The organism is Mucilaginibacter sp. BGA-UO-ETr-C110 (assembly GCF_059567985.1).
Map to the genome: position 1 here is coordinate 3420352 of NZ_JCAQPB010000002.1, position 18997 is coordinate 3439348.

Sequence of the window (18997 nt, forward strand, 5' to 3'; positions counted from 1 at the left end):
ATGAATTGTTTAATTATTGATGATGAGTTGCCCGCAAGAGAGTTATTGGAAGATAATATAAGGCAGTTACCAGCCTTAAACCTGGTTGCAAAAGTCCGTAGCGCATCTGAGGCTATGGGTATACTGAGCGAACAACCTATTGATCTTGTTTTTCTGGATATACAAATGCCTGGCATAACCGGGATTGAATTTTTGCGATCGCTTAACCATCCACCTCTGGTTATCCTGGTAACGGCTTATGAGGAGCATGCCCTTGATGGTTTTGATCTGGATGTGGTTGATTACCTGATAAAACCGGTACCTTTTCACCGGTTTCTAAAGGCCGTGCAGAAAGCTCAGAATATGTTAAAGGTAAATAAGTTTGTACATAAAATGCCCGCCGAATCTGAACATGTATTTGTAAATGCCAATTATTCACTGGTTAAAGTAATGCTTCATGAAATTAATTTTATTGAAGGACTTAAAGATTATGTGCGAATTAACCTAAACTCGGGAAAAATCGTAATTACCCGGCTAGGGTTAAAAGCTGTTGAAGAAAAATTTGATGCTACCAAATTTATGCGGGTACATAAATCATATATTATAGCACTAGATAAAATTGATTCTATCCAAAAAACACAACTAATTATACAGGGAAAAGAAATCCCTATCGGCGATGGATACCGGCAATTCCTGCAGAATTATATTAACGGTAAAAATCTATAAATACTCCTGACTTTAGGCCCCTATGTGGATAAACCACATCGGATTGCCTCCGGCTGATCAGTTCTAAAATGATCGCTTTACCTTCAAATTTAGCCTCATACTTAATTAAGGTACGTATCATTCTTTCATCAAGCTTTACCAGTCCCCCCCGCTTATTAACACCGGACTGCCATGAAACAAATTGTATTAATTGCTTTAATATCTTTTTTGGCGGCGTGTGTAGCAAAGTTCTGGTAGCGATTAATGCCGCTCCCAATGGACCTAACTGGCCTTCGTCGTTCACCAGAATGGCCAGTTCGACATCTTTCGTTTTGTAGATCACTCCTGCTCCAAGATGGGCTAACAAGCGAATTTCACGCACCTCATAATAAAATCAGCATCAAATCCGTAAAAGCCGTTTCCAGGTCGGAACATATTAAAGTAGGCAGCTGTTAAAAAACCGGATGAACGACAGCAAGAAGATAAAATAGGCTACAAACAATATGTTCATTTGTAGCCTATTTTAAAAAAAAGCATTAATTTCTTATGAGCTCCCACTCTGAGAATTGGAGAATACTGCCGGTTTGTACAGCTGAAATATTTAAGCGGTAATAAGCATAGGAAGTTGTATTCGTGAAGGTATAAGTCTTCTTAAGCAATCTTGATGCAAAAGTTTGGTTGGTTTGCGTATTTAAAGTTGTCCAGGAGGTGCCATTATTTGAACCTTGCAGGGTCCAGTTTTTAGGGTCACGATTGGGAACATCATTTGCAGATGTAATAGTATATTGAACAACTGTTGCTGCTGTAGTTGGCTTAAACTGCACCCAGCCAGATGCATTTTGGGTAAGATATTTTGTAGCGGTGTTGTTATCAATGATTTTTGTAAACTCTTCACCTGATGGCGAACCTGTTTGATATTGAGCAGTAAGCGAACCGGCATAATCAGTTATATCTGAACCACTTGGTGCCGGTGTTGTATTAACCTCAAGCGCAGAAAAAATGGCATCTGTATAAACTTTATTTTTATTGCCTGCAAAAACCATAATGCCTGCCTTATCCGGGTCCGGATGCCACTGTGCCTGAGCTACGGCACTACTTTGCGAGTTATCATCATAAGACATTCCAAGCATTACCTTTGCATTGCCCAGCGTGTTAGCCCAATAGTTGAACCGTGAGGTATTATCCTGAAAATAGCCCATATCCATAACAAAATTCAAATATTGACTTAATGAAGTTTCCCGGAAAATTGGACCGGGAGCGCCACCTGAATAAAAAGCACCGCCGTACATCTTTGTGGTGCTATTTGTCGATAGGGGACCGAAATATTTGCCTAACTCCTTGATCAGGTTTCGGTAATTTGTGTTGTCGGTAGCACCATGCTCAACATCAAGTGAAATTCCGTCAAAACCAACAGTATTAACGCAATCGTTCACAAATGAAGCGAATTGAACATAATTGTAAGCAGTGCCGTTATAAGTGGTAAACGGAGTTGCAGAACTCCAGTTGGCGTTATCATCAACATTCATCAATACTTTCACCCCTCTTGAACGTAGTGTTTGAATATCAGCAAGAACCTGTCTTTTATTTTTATAATATGCATTTTGCATCGAACCAGTATTATAATGCACCGTATCTGCAAGCTCCCATAGGGTTCCTTCAAACACCACCACCACATTTGCTTTATCCGTAAATGTGGTCATTGGTAATATGCCTTGATTTGCGGGGGTAACATCAAAGACATAATAGGCTACTTTGTTTTGCCCTGCTGCAGGCAATGCCGTAGCGGCCAGGCTTAGATTCTGAGATGCAGTAAGCTTGTTTTTTTGTGCAGCATCCATAGCAGATGTGCTTAAATCTTTTGCTTCTTTTTTACATGCAATAAAAGACAGTAACAAGGTTGAAGCAAACATGCATTTTAAACGGTTCAATTTTTTCATAAATGGTAGTTTTAGTGTATGGTTTATTGGTAAACTATTCGTTGGTAAGCGTGTCGCAGAGCCTATTTACATGGTTTCCGGCAGCAGTATGGATATTGAACATTTCTCTGTGTTTTCCAAGCAGAGACAAAGTGAATGGCTTAGTTATATTTATAAAGATAATGCTGTCAATATTTAATATTGACAATATATTATCATACTATAGCAGCAATTTATCAAGATTTCGATGGAGTGATAAAAAATACTATAATTCGATCCGTTTAGTTGAACAACTGAAGTTTTCAAGTGAAAGTCAATTAGTTAAAAAGGGAGAATCCTTGGAAAAAGAACAAAAACAAATATCAATTTCCTTATTAAGCCATTTTTTAATATTTTCGCCGCCCTCCAAATTTATATTGCTTTATCTCCCTGACATGAAAAAAATTTTATACGGAATTGATTTTGGGACAACCAACTCAGCCTTGGCTATTTATGACGAAGAGACGAAAGAAATACATAGCACCATTATTATTCCTTCGCTTATTTATTTCTATCATCAGCCTAATGCAGCAAGCGGATCAAATTACGTGGTAGGTGAGGATGCAATTACGGCCTACCTTAACGATGGCATGAAAGGGCGTTTTATTAAGTCCATTAAGCAAGTGTTGTCAAGGAGCAGTTTCACAGAAACCCGTATTCACAATAAGAAGTATAATGCTTCTGATTTGGTGGCTATCATTTTAAAGGAACTTAAAGGCCGTGCTGATCAATTAATTGGGCAAGAATGCCGAAAAGCAATAATTGGGAGGCCGGTTTTTTTTGATGACGACGATGTAAAGAAAGATACATTAGCACAGACACGATTAGATAAAGCAGCGGAAATCGCCGGTTTTGTGGACGTCAGGTTTCAATTTGAACCCATTGGAGCGGCCTTTGCCTATGAAAGAAGCCTCCTAAAAAAGGAAAATGTATTGGTAGCTGATCTTGGCGGAGGTACTACAGATTTTACCTACTTGGTGCTTGACCCTGAAAAAGTTGGGAGCAAAGACAGAAAGAATGATATGATGGCCAATGGAGGGATTTATGTGGGCGGAGATAGCTTCGATTCTGCTTTCATGTGGGAGAAGGGTACGCCGTATTTCGGTAAAAATACTCAATACGAAGCAACTCCTGGTAAGGTATTAACCGTACCAAAATCGCTTTTTGCAAACATTTGTTCATGGGAACAAATGAATTTCTTTAATGGGCTTCGCATTAAAAAAGATATTGAAGATTACTACTATTTTTCGGGCAAAGATCCGCAGTTTAAGAATCTGATCACGCTTATTGAAAATAACCTGGGCTATTCAGTATTTCAATCTATCGAAAAAACAAAGATCACGCTTTCAAAGGCTGATACTGCTTTGTTTCACTATCAAAAAATGGATATCAAAATTGATGAGAAAATACCCTTGTCTGATTTTGAACGGATTATCGCAAAAGACGTAGATCGGATTGCAAACTACCTGGATGAATTTATGGTACAAAATGGTATTAAGTCCAAAAACATCGATAGCCTCTTTTTAACTGGAGGAACTTCTATGGTTGGTAGCATCCAAAATCTCTTCAAACAAAGATTCCCCCATGTTAGCCTAAATTCGGGGGATAACTTCAAAAGTGTAGCTAAGGGTTTAGCTTACAGTGGTTACCTATTTGGAGATTAACAATAATTTAGCAAGCCGATGAGGCTATTTTGAAACGGGTGTCAAATTTTAGTGTTTTGCATTGGCCTTTTAAATCTCACTAATCCAAAAGTATCCGCTTTTCGGCGAGAGACTCTTAAGTCTGATTAGTCATAGGCTGAGCCCAAACCTATTTAACATGCTAAACACTTCTTATGAAATCAAATGGCCTAGATTATGTCATCCGCATAGACCGGCATTAGGCTTGAGCTTGGCCAAACACTTTGAAAACGACAATGAGGGACAATTGACCCAAGCCATTATCAGCGGCTGTGCAGATTAGTGTGGCTAGGCCCAGTGACTCTTCGTTTATCATCAACGGTACAAGGCGGTCGGGTTCCAGGACCAAATACATCTGACCAAAGCGTTTGCGGGTATGATTGAGATGAATTAAAGCAATTGAGCATCCTACACAAAGGCGACGGCGCGGGTGTAAAGCCATCTTGTAAAATATTTGTAAAACATTTTCGTCAAGTTGGGCAGTGTTAAACACAACGCATCAGCTTTCAACTTACGAACATTATTTTTTATCGAAAATCTACCCTGAGGGCATAAAAAAAGCCCTTTTACTACTGTAAAAAGGCTTTTTAGAAATGGGGTAAATGATGGGGCTCGAACCCACGACCCTCGGCACCAACATCTGAGGCACTTTTAAAGATACCACACATGGGCTCGAACCATAGGAAATCGATAATCTACAATTGAAAATTTCAGGTACTTGAAATTTTGTTTTCATCTTTCAAAATCGGCTCTACAGCCTCTAAAAACTCGAATAAGTGTTCTAAGATTTTCCCTTCTGGGCTCCATTAATACCCTCTGATAGTACCGTATACTCCGTATGATTGATCTCCAATGTCATACAGTGGACGGAGTGAGTAAATTCTCCCCTCGTCAGCTAAATGAAAAAGGTTGTTATCGGATACTGTCAGGTTTTTCAAGATCTCTTCCTTTGTTCCTTTTAAAATAACCTCAGATGCGGTTTCAAATGCCAGGAGATTGGGTCCGTAAAATATGGCCACTACTTTTGGATCATCAGGCATAGCCTTGATATAAAAATTGTAGTGGAAAACCAGTTTTACTTTTTCCTTGTTCTTCCATTTACGATTTATACTGTAATAGGATGAAGGCGAAACATTTGCATTCTGCTTTTGGTCATTGACATATATATCTACTTTTCCTGCCCAAGCGGGAATTAAAAAATTAAGATTAAAAACCTCCTCCTTCTTTGCTGAAACAGTAAATTCTACGGTGGAGTCTGTGGGAAAATTGCCTTGTTGCTCCAATACTATACCTTTTTCAGCCCATGCAACTTTGGAGGGAATGTACAGGTTGACCCACAAATCAGAATGGCCATGAAAATAGATTCCTGAATTTAATAAAGCAAATGCCTCGATGCTGGTGCCGTTGCAGCAGCGAAAATCATTCTCTTTTAAAAAAGCCTTAGCTCTGGGAGAACCAAGCGGTAAATGATAAACATTAGCTCCTGTGAGGGAATTTTGTGTTGGCAATACGGCATTGTAAAATGCATTCATGTACTCGCTGGCATAGATCGGATTGGCTGTCCATGAAAAAAGCGTTGAAGTTAGTTTCTGCGTGTTGTGTGATACACATGATTCTGCAATCTCATTTGTCATCGTATTGCTGAGATGGTCAGGTACGCCCCAATGTTCTGCAGTGAGTGATGTGGGTGTGACAACATTAGGCCGTGGCCCGCTGCTTGATCCGTTTGCGTAGGCGTGATGCTTAATGAGCATATCCCAGAAATTCACTACAGCATCATGGTACATATTTTCATGCGTAATGGAATATCGCTGAGCAAATCCATTGACTAATACTAAATGCGTATTGGAGTGCAGCCCACTCAAAATATCTTCGTTCTTTGACAGAGGAACGGCAAACCAATCACGGTCGAATATTTTCGCTAGTGCCAGGTGCTTAGGGTCTTTTGAAATTTTGTAGAGTTTATATAAAACATCGTTCATTGCACCGGATTCGTTTGCAGGATTCGCCGCTGGGGTGTAAAGTACCTTTTCAATGGTTTCCTTATCAAGCCTGGACATTCTGTTATTGACATAGGCTGCCATTTCCACGACCATCCCATATGCCTTTTTGTTTTTGGTACGTACAAAAACATCCAGCAGGCCCTGCATGATCTTGTGATAAGTGTAATACGGTGCCCATACACCACCATACTTTTTTTCCAATGTGTCAAATTCGCTTTCCGGAAATGCGCTTAAGTAACCGTTGCCCAAAGCTTGCTGGCATTTGTATAATTCATCTATCATATAACTAAGCCGCCTGCTTAATAATGTATCCTGATACTTTTCTACCAATAACGAAGCGGCGGAAAGATAGTGTCCGGTGAAATGGCCTCTCAATCCAACATCCGGGGCTTCCCAGCCTTCAAGAGGCTTGGCGTTAGAGGGCAATTTTGCATTTACCCTAAAATTGTGTAATAACCTGTCGGGGTCAAGAGATTTAACATACCTTGTGTTCAAGTCTTCTCTTTGTTTTATCCATGACGGTTTTAATACAACCGAAGCATCAGGGAAGGACTGCGCTTTCTCGATAACATTATTGACCTCCTGGCCAAACGTTTTTAAATAACCAAAAATGCATAATGTTGCAACCGCTAATAATCTAATTTTCATCGCGAATTTTTAATTTGTTTTATAAGATCAATCAGCACCAATGAGGTATTGCGTCCTTCCTTAGCCTGCACTCCCAATAGCGCACAAGCTCAGCAGACGCACAAAACCAGTCCATAAGCTTGCCAAGGAGGGGGAAACGGAAGTAAATCCGCTCCAGAGGGGATTGTTCGCCGACAAAATTATTTAACGATATAGATCGGCAGTTGTCCTGGTGCTGCAAGAGAAGGCTTCGGCACGGGAGCATTTCTGCCCTTGATCAATAAATTATCGAAAAAAGGTGTACTGGGCTTTTTACCGCCCCCAGCAATCAGTCCTGCCATTCCTTGGGTGTACAAGCTATCCGTCACTTGTATCACCTGCTTTTCATCAACGAATGCGCTAATAATAGATCCTTCGAATTGGAGTTTCAGGTTATGCCATTCACTGTGGCTGATATTTGAAAGTTGTATTTCACCAAGCACCTTTTCCCCACCTTCACTTTCATCGTTTTGTTTTCTGATAATTGCTTGTTGTTCAGCGTCTCCGGTAAGCTTCTTTTTATCCTCTTTTCCCCTGGTTACAATTATCCTACATTTGCCATTGTCTTCAAGCTGTAGGTAATAGCCTTTTGGAATAAAGCCATACCCGGTACCAACGTGATTGACCCTGCCCATAACCCCAACAATATCGCCTGCATTTAAATAAACCTCAGCGCTTACTTCATAATCCTTCCACTGCGCATCACCTAAAATACTGTAAGGCCGCCAATCTGGTGCCCAGGAGTTGGTTGCGTCTGGAACAACCTGGCGCAGGCACTTGCCTTTTTTATCCGGGCGTTCAGTGATTTCAAACGCATCGACAATATCGGCAGTGTAGCGTGGTAAATATCCCCATACTTTAGGCAAGGAATATTGTTCAAATGTTTCATAATATGGAAAAGGGAAGGGCTTGGAATCGGGAATATTAGCAAAGCTTCCTTTTTGCTGCCCTGTAGTAGTGGAAAGAGAGTAAACTGAATTGGGTTCTAAGGTAAGTGTAAATGTGCCCTTTGTTGGTTTTATGCCAACTTGCTGTACAAAATGCTCTTTCTCATTACTACGCCATACGCAAAGCTGTTTTAGAGACAGCCCCTCGCCGATCTGAAAACGGATTTGTTGTGGAGCTTTTGCGTTTTTTGTTTCGATAATGATGCTGTAGTCCTTTGCGGGCGATTTTAAGGTTACTAAAGTTCCACCACCTTTAAGGTTAACACTACCCCCATTCAGGTATTGCCATCCAACTTTCGAGAATTGCCCATAATGTGCATAACCCCACAAAGCCTCGCGTACCTGGTAATGCCCGCTCCATGGCGACTGTGCCAGTACAGCAGCAGGGTCTTCCGAGTATGGCTCGATAGAGTAAACACCTGCAATATCATACCAATTCACGATCTTGGTAGCACCGCTTTGAATAAAGTTGCGGTTGAAACACTCCACAATACTGATCAGGCAATCGAAGCCTTTCTTATAAACATGATCCTCAGTGTTCCAGATAGGTTTATCAAGTTTCTGAGCCATCTCCTGAACTTGTTGGGAAGCGGTGTCTACTTCATAAAATACGTGAGCGCTGATAATATCTATGGATTTGCGAAGCTGCTCATCTTTAAACAAGTCCTTAACGAAGTCTACTTTCCCTTTCGGCCAATCATCAAACGCATGAAGTTTAATTTTTTCAAAGCCGTTGGCATCAAGGGTAGAACGGAGTGTCTTCGCAAAATTGTAGTCAAAACCCTTTTCATTGCGGCAGCCGATGGCATCTAATTCAAGGCCGTAAACTTTACGAAGGCCCTGAAGCCATTTAACGTAATAATCGGCTGCATCCTGCGACCAAAAATTTCCGCTCCCAACCCATCCGGGAGCACTCCACGCGGTAGCATCGAGGGTAAGATCGGGATTGCGCTTTTTGGCTTCTTGTAAGATCCACCAGGTGTAGCCCCGGGAGTAATCAAGATCCTTACGCGTGTGCATGTGGCTCGGCATGGACCCCTGCGTTGAATTGCCATCGCCGGGAATCTCAACAAGCAGTGCGCTTACGGAAGCTCCAAATTTTGGCTTATAAAGTAAGTCGAGAATCTGACTGCGTTGGGGTTCGGGATAATCCTTCAGCAGTACCGATGTAGCGCCTCCCCCATTTACCACACCAATTCCATCGAAACGCTTTCCCCCGGCATTGCCCTGTAGTTTCACCGTCTGGACAGAATCCTGATACATGATTTGTTGTGCATTAGATTTAAAGAAAAATAAAAGAAGAATTAGAGATACTGAATTAAAAATTGCTTTCATGAATCGGTGTGTATGTGTTAAAATAAATAAGACCGTTGATGGGCGTTGCTTTAGCTAGCACACGCGACACGCGTGCGCCAACTCGGGGTATAATCAGGTTTTGAGCCTGCACACTCGCTGCAGCAAAAAGAGCTGTTACCTGCAATACTTTCTTTTTGATATTCATTGTTGTTCTAAGCTGCCAGATGCTTTAAAAGTTGCCTGCGTTTCATAATATTTTTTTATTTAAGTGTGTTTGAGTCTTTGTCGCTGATCACCCCCGCAAAGCCACCCATAGGAAGACATTGAATTTGAAGCGTATCTGATTTTTTCACATTTTTGGTTTCGCTTGCGATTGATTTGGTATCAGCTCCGTCTTTGAATTGTTGGAAAGAATAGTTCGAACTGCCTAAAAAGTTAAAATTAAGATTAAGTATCTGCGGAGTGTCTTTCCCGTTAAGCCCGGCAACATACCATAGCTTGCCTTTTCTCCGGGCTATCACGACCATTTCCCCCGGATAGCCGTTTATCAGCTTTGTTTCGTCCCAGGTGGTAGGAAAGTGTTTTAGAAATTCCCGGGGCTCTTCGGCTAAGTCATAATAACCAGAGGGCCTGTCTGCAAAATGCTGTATCCCTGATTCGAATACCACCGCCAGCGCTAACTCGTGAGCAAAGGAAGTGATATGCGGGTGCTGCGAATTGGAAAATGTTACCGGTGTGTAATCCATAGAGCCTACAATGTTCCGGGTAAATGGAAGTGTGGTGTTATGCGCGCCAGCCTTATTGGTTAAAACGCCGGCGTTATTGTACCATTCGGCTCCGTACACCGCTTCGGTACTCATTAAATTGGGATAAGTACGGGCCCATCCACGGGGTACGGTAGCCCCATGAAAATTAACCAGCAGGTGGTACTTTACGGCATCTTCCAAAATATCCATATAATATTGCATCATTTCCTGCTGGTCTCCGGCAAAAAAGTCGACCTTGATACCTGCTACCCCAATATCTCGAAGCCATGAAAATTCCTTTTCTCTTTTCTCATGCGTTAATAACCGCTCAGCCGGAGTTGCGCCAAGCCATTCGGTACCCGAGTTATACCATAAAAGCGTTTTGATACCCTTGCTTTTAGCATAGCTCAAAGCATCCTTTAAGGTACCGCCGTTTGCCATAACATCCCATTCCCAGTCAATAAGCACATATGGCCATTTCATTTTTGCAGCCAGATCAATATATTCTATTACTTTTTGATAATCTTTTGAACCATGATTATAGGCCCAATACACCCAGGCTACGGCTCCTGGTTCGATCCATTTGGTGTCCTTAAAGGCGGCAGGTTCGCTTAGGTCGGTGATCAGTGTGCTCTCCACCAGATCAGCCAGGCCGCCCACGATCATCACATGCCATTGCGATTTCCATGGCAAATCGGAAACAGCGCCGCCATGCCAGTTTTTTTTTGCCGCAGGGTAACTCACTTTATACAGGTTTGAGTTTTGTTTATTGTTAAGTTTCGCCGCACAATTTTGCCTGGTTATACCTGCCTCTGAAATTAATACCCATAATGGCTGGTTATTAACTTTATACAAAGCAGGATAACCCCAATCACCGCTCCCCTTTTCAATAACTCCATCAGTATTAAGCGGATAAAAATTCTCATAGGATTGATCAAACGGCTGCATCCATCTTGCCGTACCTTCAGGAATTACATAGGCTGTCGCTTCATCTTTAATCGATAAACTGGAGTCTGAGCGATTGGGAAATGCATACCGGAACGCAACCCCATCGTTATAAATCCTAAAAGTAATATTCAAGGGCTGTTTTGAAGAATTCTGATAGTTAAATGTTTTTTCGATGCCAAAATTCTCGCAAAGCTTTCGCTTTCCGGTCAGCATTTCATATTTGTCATGAACTATAACAGGCTTGCTCTCGCCAATTAATTTGAGATTGGATACGAATTGCTGGTCCTCCCTTAATATGCCTAATGGCGAAGGCGGCAACACTTCAATATAAGCTCCCTTGCTTTTATACAGCACCTTAAAATAGGCCTGACCTAAACCTCCCTGCCCTGCCTGCTGCATTTCTACAACAACTTTAATATTTTTATCTGGAGATAAAACTTGAGCCTGGCACACAATGTTGACGGTCAAAAACAGCAGGGCTGTAGCTATTGCTTTGATTAGATGTTTATTACTGGTAGTTTGTACCGATGCCAGAAAACCTAACATTATAAATGGCAGTAGTATTTCAATGAATTTCATATTTTGATTATTTGGCTCTTTTTTAACTAATATGCTATTGATCTACTTTAGCTATTCTGATCAAACATTCTTTTTAGTTTGTAAACGAAATTATTTGGGGGTAATTCCCTTCCATTCATCTGTTCTGAAGGGCACGGCCGGCAGCCCTTCTTTGTTAACAAGGTTACAAACGGGGTTGTCGGCCCACGCGTAACGTACGGCTATGGGTATATTTACCTTATCCGAACTAACTATTACCTTATCACCTTCGATCCTGGCGGATGCCCAATAGAATTTTTTATCGTCTCCGGCAATCGCAAATCCTTTTAGTGAAGCTGTATCGCGGATTGCAAGTCCCGAACCTGGATCGGTAAACCTTATAATTATATCTTTCCCTTTGACAACGAAGCTTTTATACATTGGCCCCGAGGCGATAATATCTTTCCCATATACTTTTTTTTCTGCTATCAGCGCCAGCCTGCGTCCTACCTCCTGTTTATTTGTCGGATGAATACTGCCGGCATCGCCAATATCTATTATACAAGCCATGCCTGTGTTGGGTTGTGACAGCGTTAGTGTTTGGGCTTCTCTCAATTCGGCCCATTCGCTTTCAGCAGGAAGCGGATCTTCTTTTTTGAAGTTCGCCAACTGCACATATAAAAAAGGGAAATTACCCTGATGCCAGTGTTTTCGCCAGTCGTTGATCAGCATTGGGAATAATTCCCTATAGCGGTAAGCCTCCGTATCATTCGCCTCTCCCTGGTACCAGATAAACCCTTTGACCCCAAAAGGAATTAACGGATTAATCATGGCATTAAACAGCACCGCGGGGTAATTTTGGTAATTGTGGATTTTAGGAATGGCCGGTTCAACATTTGTTTTATACAACCATTTCCCTGCTAAAGAGATCTTAGAATAACCATCAGTAATATAAATATTTTCGGCCGGAGGGTTCAATCCACCGCCGCCCCACAGCATAGCCATTCTTATAGCAATGGTATTTTCCCCGTTTTTAACCAGGCCGGCCGGAATGGTATAGGATTGCTTTGGATTGCTATTCCAAATTGTTTTGCATATTTCGGCGCCGTTAAAATAAAGGGAGTAATTCATTTCAGGATGGCCAATATTCAGCACTAACTCTTTTCCAGCAAAAGATGGGGGTAACACAATTTTTTTTCGTAGCCACATCATTCCTTCATATTTTCCAATCCCAAAATCCTTAACTAAGCGGGGCATCTCAACCGCGGTCCAGCCAGAATCATTATATTCCGGTAAGGGAACGGTCTTATCAGTATTGCCCTGGGGGTGATAAACGATGTCCCAAAACCGTATCATATTTAAGCTGTCTTTTACAACATCATTTTGAGTCAGCGTATCGCCTGCAAGCATTTTTGCCCTGGTAGCTGGCGATGTAAGCTGCATTTCCCGGCTTGTCCATGTCTGTACCGGCGTTCCACCCCAGGTACTTTGAATGATCCCGATTGGAACGTTTTGTTCTTTATGTATTTTGCGGGCAAAATAATAGGCCACGGCAGAGAACTGCTTTACATTATTTGTGTCACATAGTTTCCATTTACCCGCTAAAAAATCAGATTGAGGAGTAAACTTAATATCATGTTCTACCAAAAGAAAGCGAATTTGCGGAAAATTGGCTTTAGCGATTTCATTCGGAGCATCCCGCGCCTGCTGTACTTGCCATTCCATATTGGATTGACCCGAAGCCAGCCAAACATCTCCGATAAGGAGCCCTTTTAGTTTGATCGTGGATTCCGGCTTTCCTGATTCAGAAATTTTGAGATCATAAGGACCACCTGCATTAAACTTCGAAAAATGCAACATCCATTTGCCGTCTTTATCAGTTTTCGCTTTTGCACCTACTTTACCAAGCGTTGCAACAATCAAGGAACCTGGAGTTGCGTTACCCCAAACAGGAATTTTTATGCCTCTTTGCAAAACCATATTATCGCCAAACACTTTTGGCAAAGTTACCTGGGCATAACCGGATGTTTGGAAAAAGTGGAACAGTGTAAAAAACACTAATAATATCCGTTTGTTTATTTTCATTGTTTTATTCGAATAGCTAATTAAGCAACGATAGTTTTAACAAAGCGGCCCCGTGTGTATTGATTGTTTTTTTATATCCATCTTTAAAGGTACCTACATCTTCTTTTTCCCAAAGGTCCCGAACGGCTACTTTTCCTTTCAGGCCAAGCTGGGCAAAGTTTACATCCACATCCTGCGGCTGTGCCGCCAGGTTGAATAAAGCAACATAAATATCCGTGCTATCGGGCACGTGCGAATACCAAACCATTGCATCATTAATTTTGTATAACTGGCGCGGTTCAGTCCCATGTTGGTTAACGGCTATCACCTCATCGTTTGTAAACAATTTCAATTCCTGTTCCCTGTTTTCGGGCAGGTTGCCGCCCAAAATTAACGGGGAGCGGAAGATGGTCCAAAATGTCATATGCGAATACTCCTCGTCTTTTGTAAAACGGCTATAACGTTCGGCACCTACAGGGCCCCGTTTTGACAACTTGCCTATTTGTATCATATCACAATCGGGCCAATGGCTGCGCCCGCCAACGCCTTCCCATTGTTTGCCATAATTAAACATTTGCAATACTGCGTTCCACTCGTCCCAAAAATCATCGGCCACCCGCCACATATTGGCATTTTGTTTTATGTTATCAGCTTTATCAACAGGCGTAGCCCCCGGTGATGTGCTAAACACGATGGCTCTGCCGCAATTATCAATTGCCTTGCGGTAGCCCTCAACCTCCGCAGTGCTATATGGCCTTGATAAGTCATCGACCTTAATAAAATCAACGCCCCAACCTGCATATAATTTCAATATTGAATTCAGGTATGCCTGCGCACCGGGTTTAACCATATTCAGGCCAAACATGTGGTTATTCCAGGCGCATTTTGAATTAGTATCGGCTATCATATCAGCAGTTATGCCATTAGTGCCCATTACGGGTGATTTTGCCCATACTGCCTGGCGTGGGATGCCACGCATTACATGAATACCAAATTTCAACCCCAGCGAATGGACATAATCAGCCAATGGCTTAAACCCCTTACCGCCCAATGCCGACGGAAACTTAATTGTATCAGGTGTTAGACGCCCCCATTGGTCCATTGCCAGCCAGGGGCTATATGAGCCATCTGCAAGTCTTTTTTGAAACGGGTCGCCACTTCGGCTATCAAAGGACCATAAAAAATCCACGACTATATATTGCCAGCCATGCGCCCTCAGGTTTTGCGCAACGTAATCAGCATTTGCTTTTACCTCATCCTCATGAACCGTCATACCGTAACAATTGTAACTGTTCCATCCCATAGGGGGGGTTAGCGCAACATTCGTGTTTTGCGCCTTTATTGATGTACAAAAACTAAATACTATTAAAAAAGTTAAAATTTTCCAAGTTGAGGTCATCTATCGGAGATTTATATTGTAAATAAAACGTAACTGGTTGCGTCGAACGACTTATTAGCGTTTGTAATAACTGGTTTTACGCTTAAATCATTAATTTCTTGCTTACTGCATCTTGTTAATGTCAGAATGCCTAATAAATAATTTAGAGTTTTTTTCATAAAAATGGTTAAGTGTTAATTTAATGCGCTTTATTTTTCCGGGGAAATGGAATCTGTTATATGAAAAAAGTCAAAGTCAGCCGCTCCCCCTATGTTTTTTGTAGCATAATTAAACAAAGCAAAACGATAGCCCATGAAATGCGGGAAGGTATAGGCCATTTTTAATTGTGTGCCCAATGGTATCCATGTTTTCCCGTCCAGGCTATAAAAAAAGTCTGCCACGTCTTTTCTGTTCGTAAAATTGCATTCCGCTTTAAAGTATACTATCTTTTGGTCCAGGGGGATTTTCTGTGCTTCTACAGGTTTTCCGGTGCTTGCATTGATCATGACGACAGCTTTGCTATCCCCGGTTATTTTGACACCTGCCAATCCGTAATTTTTTTGCAAAAGGCCCAAACCCGCAAAATCACCATCTTTCATGTTAGAAATGTCGAGTGAAACTGTCCCGGAGCATACCGGGCCAATAGTGCGTTGTGTCAATGAATTTCGTGCCATCAGGAAATTGGTATCAATCCTGCCGGTGGTGAGCCGTAAATACCCTTTCCGCGCGGTAACAGACCACAAGCTATTATCCGGGTTATGGTTCCATTGACAAACCAGTGGTAATGCCCGTTCGCCTTTTTTACGGGTAAAATCGTCTGAAGCAACAATACCTGGAATCAAACCTTTACCGGCGGGCAGGTCGAGTGTTTCAGGCACTTTGCCGCCAGTGCCCAAAACAGGCCATCCATCCTCCCACTTTACAGGAACCAAATAAGGAATACGGCCCACCGAGCCATAATCACGGAACAAATAAGAATACCAGGCTCCATTTGGCGCTTCAACCAATCCACCTTGTGCCACACCCAGATCCTGGAGGCCAATTCGTCCTTCGTACGGGCCGGTGATTTTATCTGCCCGGTGTATGATAACAGTACGTACGTGGCCCGGTGGCCATGTAATATTGAAAAGATAATATTTGCTGTTTATCTTAAACAGCTGAGAGCCCTCCGGACCGAGGCCGGTACCGCCCGAAGGCACGTTTGCTTTTTTAATGATAACCTGATCCGTTCCGCCGGGTTTTATACCGGAAAGATCGTTCTTTAATTCAACTAACCTTAAATCTCCGCTCCCGCTAATCATATACGCTTTTCCGTCATCATCAAAAAACAAGGAGTGATCACCCAGGTCGGGGGCAAATGACCTGGCTTTCCACGGACCTTTTTCGATATTTTTAGTACTGTAAATGTGCATTTTGCCCGTATTTGCAGAAAATGTGCTTACATAATAGGTGCCATCATGAAAACGAATAGAACTTGCCCACGACCCCTCCCCATACATGTTTTTGCCATTTGTGAGATTTGTTGCGTCAATATTTGCTAAAGTATCATATGCATAACCTACCGTCTTCCAGGTCACCAGGTCGTTCGACTTCATAATCGGTACACCGGGACTCATGTGCATCGTTGTGCTGCTCATGTAATAGCTATTGCCTACACGTTCTATCGATATGTCCGGTACATCTGCATAAATAATAGGATTAGTTGCTTTTTGTGCGTATAAACACGGCGCTATAAGCATGATAATTAAGGTCGTCATCCATAACCTGTAAATCGCATTTCTCATATTCACATTTGTTTTTTTGTCCTGCTATTCTTAGCTGGTTTTATTTATTTAGTTTCTTACCTGGTTTCAATTATTTGGTTAATGTATTTATTTGAAGCATGCTTACTGAATATGGATCGAAAGTCCTGGTGAATTTAGCGCCGGCCACTTTTATCCTGGAGGTAACCGGAACTATTTTTACCGGATCGCTGATCGTGTTCGTATCTTTGGGTTTATCACCTTTTATGACCACGATAAGACCCTCGGGAGAAAACTTTCCAGCGCCCTTTAAATCAATATCAACCTGCTGCGGCTTTCCTGTTGCATTTACTACTTTAAGAAACAATTTTCCCGTTTTAGTGTCCCGGGTAGCTACATAAAACATGGCTGGTATAGGTTGGGGCATTTTGTTCGCCGCGCTGTCCGTTTTATTAGCCGGCCGCGTTTGGGTTGGTATATTGGCGCCCGCTATAGGCACCACTTTATTGCCGATATAGCTGTTAAACATTACTTGTACATAGTACGAGGGCGAACCAAAACTTGTCAATGCATCATAACCTATCAGGTTTGATTCCCATTGCCATCCTTTCTGCACGGTTGCAGTAGCCTTATTTACATTTGCAAGTAATGGCGCGTAGCATGAGCGGATAACCAGGTCCGAATTGCGCTCCATACCGGTCATCCAGGCGGCATCGCCCAGGGCAGCATTCAAATTGGTGGTGGGCATGCCTTCCGTTGTTGCCCATTCACCTACAAACACTTTATATCCATTGCGGTCGTAGTTATCATAATGTGCCGCATCCTCTTCCATTCCCCAGGCATTGCGATAATAATGTTCATCTACAATTTCGGGCTTGCGAATTGTTAATTTACCCCTGGTCCCAAGCCAGTCCTTACCGCCGATGCTTGCAATACAATGAAGGTTGGGGTATTTGGCTTTAATACCATCAACAAACTGGGCAAAACGTCCATCGTAACTGCCAGACGCATCAAACCCGTCTTCGTTACCAATCTCCACATAGCTGAGTTTAAAGGGCGCCGGGTGCCCATCTGCCGCACGCTTAGCGCCCCAGTACGTGTGTACATCGCCCGTAACATATTCAATTTCATCAAGCGCATCGTCTACATATGGCTTTAAAAGCGGGCCTGCGTCTACATGGTCGCCATCGAGTGAATAGCCGGCATAAACGGCAAGCAGCGGTTCCATTTTCAGGTCTTCGCACCATTCTAAAAATTCAAGTAAGCCCATTCCGTCAGTCGGGCGGTAACCCCATGAGCCGGTATGACCGGGCCGCCCCTCAAGCGGTCCCAAAGTAGTCTTCCACGGAAATGCATCGGTCAATTTTGGGCCTTCAAGGAAATTACCACCGGGGAAACGTAAAAAACGGGGTTTCATATCAGCCAATAATTTCATTATGTCTATCCGGTTCCCATTCGGGCGATTATGATAAGTTGGCGGAAATAACGAGACGAGGTTAAAATAATAAACCCCGGTACGGTTTGTTGAAATAACAAAACGGGCGTCAGTTGTTGGTTGAACGCCAGCGCCGGTTGTTAATTTAAGTTCATATTTTTTCCAAAAGGCGCTTTTTACCAAATTAATAGTCCCCGAAGCATATATTGTTTTACCGTCATTACTTTCTATACTTACGGTTATAGGCCCGGCAGTGTTATCAGCAATTACCGGAACTGCAGTTTTAGGCGCGGGAGCCCATTGCTCGGTCAATGGCTTGCTTTCCATACCTTTAATATAAAAAGAGGCGTTATAAGTTGTATTAGGCAAAACAGGTATGCCCCAATAACCTTCATTTGCAATACCGGCACGACCACCGCCTGTATCCACCAATAGTCTTAAACAGGTTGTTAACGAGCCATTAATTGCATGACGCCGCTCATCTGCAGGTACATAGTTGGGGTTTGCGGCAACTAATTGAATTGTGGCTTTCGCGCCACCTTCCTTGATTACGCTCCATGCTTCCGGTGTATTGGGGTTATCCTTAAATATCCTGTTTTTGATCAGCTCGGCATACAGACCCCCATCGTACGAATGGTTGATCTCTTCGGTCATCAAACCATACAGTTGCGGGCTTACGTTTGCGCCGGGTTTAGTTAAATCAAGCGTAAGCTTTGGGTTTTGCGCTTTTAAGCTTGTTGCCGTGAACAGGAACAGGCACAAACTTGAAATGGGTAATAACTTTTTCATCATGAAATTTAATATTATTTATTGTGTTTTTTACACTTATTTTATAAGACCAATGGGTCATCTCCATTGAAAATTATTTCTGAGTTTATCGGTATTCCGGATAGCCTGTATGTCCGGTTCACAGA

Annotated in this window: 11 protein-coding genes; 2 read left to right on the forward strand and 9 right to left on the reverse strand. The window is 42.3% G+C overall.

All coding sequences use genetic code 11. The features are described 5' to 3' along the window. Positions 1-705 (forward strand): LytR/AlgR family response regulator transcription factor, encoded by a 705-nt coding sequence (locus AC57BQ_RS14895; protein ID WP_496407040.1) that lies wholly within the window; start codon positions 1-3, stop codon positions 703-705. On the opposite strand, the gene AC57BQ_RS14900 is transcribed toward AC57BQ_RS14895, so the two are convergent. Both AC57BQ_RS14900 and AC57BQ_RS14905 read right to left on the reverse strand, forming a co-directional pair. Beyond that, positions 686-1051, reverse strand: coding sequence for a hypothetical protein (locus AC57BQ_RS14900; protein WP_496407041.1), 366 nt, complete (start codon positions 1049-1051; stop codon positions 686-688). The two genes, AC57BQ_RS14895 and AC57BQ_RS14900, sit on opposite strands and share 20 nt — an antisense overlap. 169 nt (positions 1052-1220) lie before the next feature. Then, the gene (locus AC57BQ_RS14905) at positions 1221-2621 is read right to left on the reverse strand and encodes an EndoS/ChiA family endoglycosidase (protein WP_496407042.1); all 1401 of its coding nucleotides are present in this window, start codon (positions 2619-2621) and stop codon (positions 1221-1223) included. A gap of 317 nt (positions 2622-2938) precedes the next feature. On the opposite strand from AC57BQ_RS14905, the gene AC57BQ_RS14910 reads away from it, so the two are divergent. Beyond that, positions 2939-4303: an Hsp70 family protein gene (locus AC57BQ_RS14910; RefSeq protein WP_496407043.1), complete on the forward strand. Its 1365-nt coding sequence runs from the start codon at positions 2939-2941 to the stop codon at positions 4301-4303. Between the two features lie 824 nt (positions 4304-5127). Here the strand turns inward: AC57BQ_RS14910 and AC57BQ_RS14915 are convergent. The 7 genes from AC57BQ_RS14915 to AC57BQ_RS14945 all read right to left on the reverse strand — a co-directional run bounded on the left by AC57BQ_RS14915 (position 5128) and on the right by AC57BQ_RS14945 (position 18875). Beyond that, on the reverse strand, positions 5128-6972 hold the full coding sequence (locus tag AC57BQ_RS14915) for a beta-L-arabinofuranosidase domain-containing protein (protein ID WP_496407044.1): 1845 nt from the start codon (positions 6970-6972) through the stop codon (positions 5128-5130). 179 nt (positions 6973-7151) lie between these two features. Next, the gene (locus tag AC57BQ_RS14920; protein ID WP_496407045.1) at positions 7152-9272 is read right to left on the reverse strand and encodes a galactocerebrosidase; all 2121 of its coding nucleotides are present in this window, start codon (positions 9270-9272) and stop codon (positions 7152-7154) included. A 221-nt stretch (positions 9273-9493) separates the two neighbouring features. Then, positions 9494-11506 carry a glycoside hydrolase family 97 protein gene (locus AC57BQ_RS14925; RefSeq protein ID WP_496407046.1) on the reverse strand — a complete coding sequence of 671 codons (2013 nt, stop codon included), beginning with the start codon at positions 11504-11506 and terminating at the stop codon, positions 9494-9496. 90 nt (positions 11507-11596) lie between these two features. After that, complete coding sequence (locus tag AC57BQ_RS14930; RefSeq protein WP_496407047.1) at positions 11597-13549, reverse strand: sialate O-acetylesterase; 1953 nt, start codon at positions 13547-13549, stop codon at positions 11597-11599. A gap of 16 nt (positions 13550-13565) precedes the next feature. Further along, complete coding sequence (locus AC57BQ_RS14935; protein ID WP_496407048.1) at positions 13566-14831, reverse strand: glycoside hydrolase family 27 protein; 1266 nt, start codon at positions 14829-14831, stop codon at positions 13566-13568. A 284-nt stretch (positions 14832-15115) separates the two neighbouring features. Next, positions 15116-16663, reverse strand: coding sequence for a glycoside hydrolase family 43 protein (locus AC57BQ_RS14940; RefSeq protein ID WP_496407049.1), 1548 nt, complete (start codon positions 16661-16663; stop codon positions 15116-15118). A gap of 97 nt (positions 16664-16760) precedes the next feature. Further along, on the reverse strand, positions 16761-18875 hold the full coding sequence (locus tag AC57BQ_RS14945; RefSeq protein ID WP_496407050.1) for an alpha-L-arabinofuranosidase family protein: 2115 nt from the start codon (positions 18873-18875) through the stop codon (positions 16761-16763). Positions 18876-18997 lie beyond the last annotated feature (122 nt).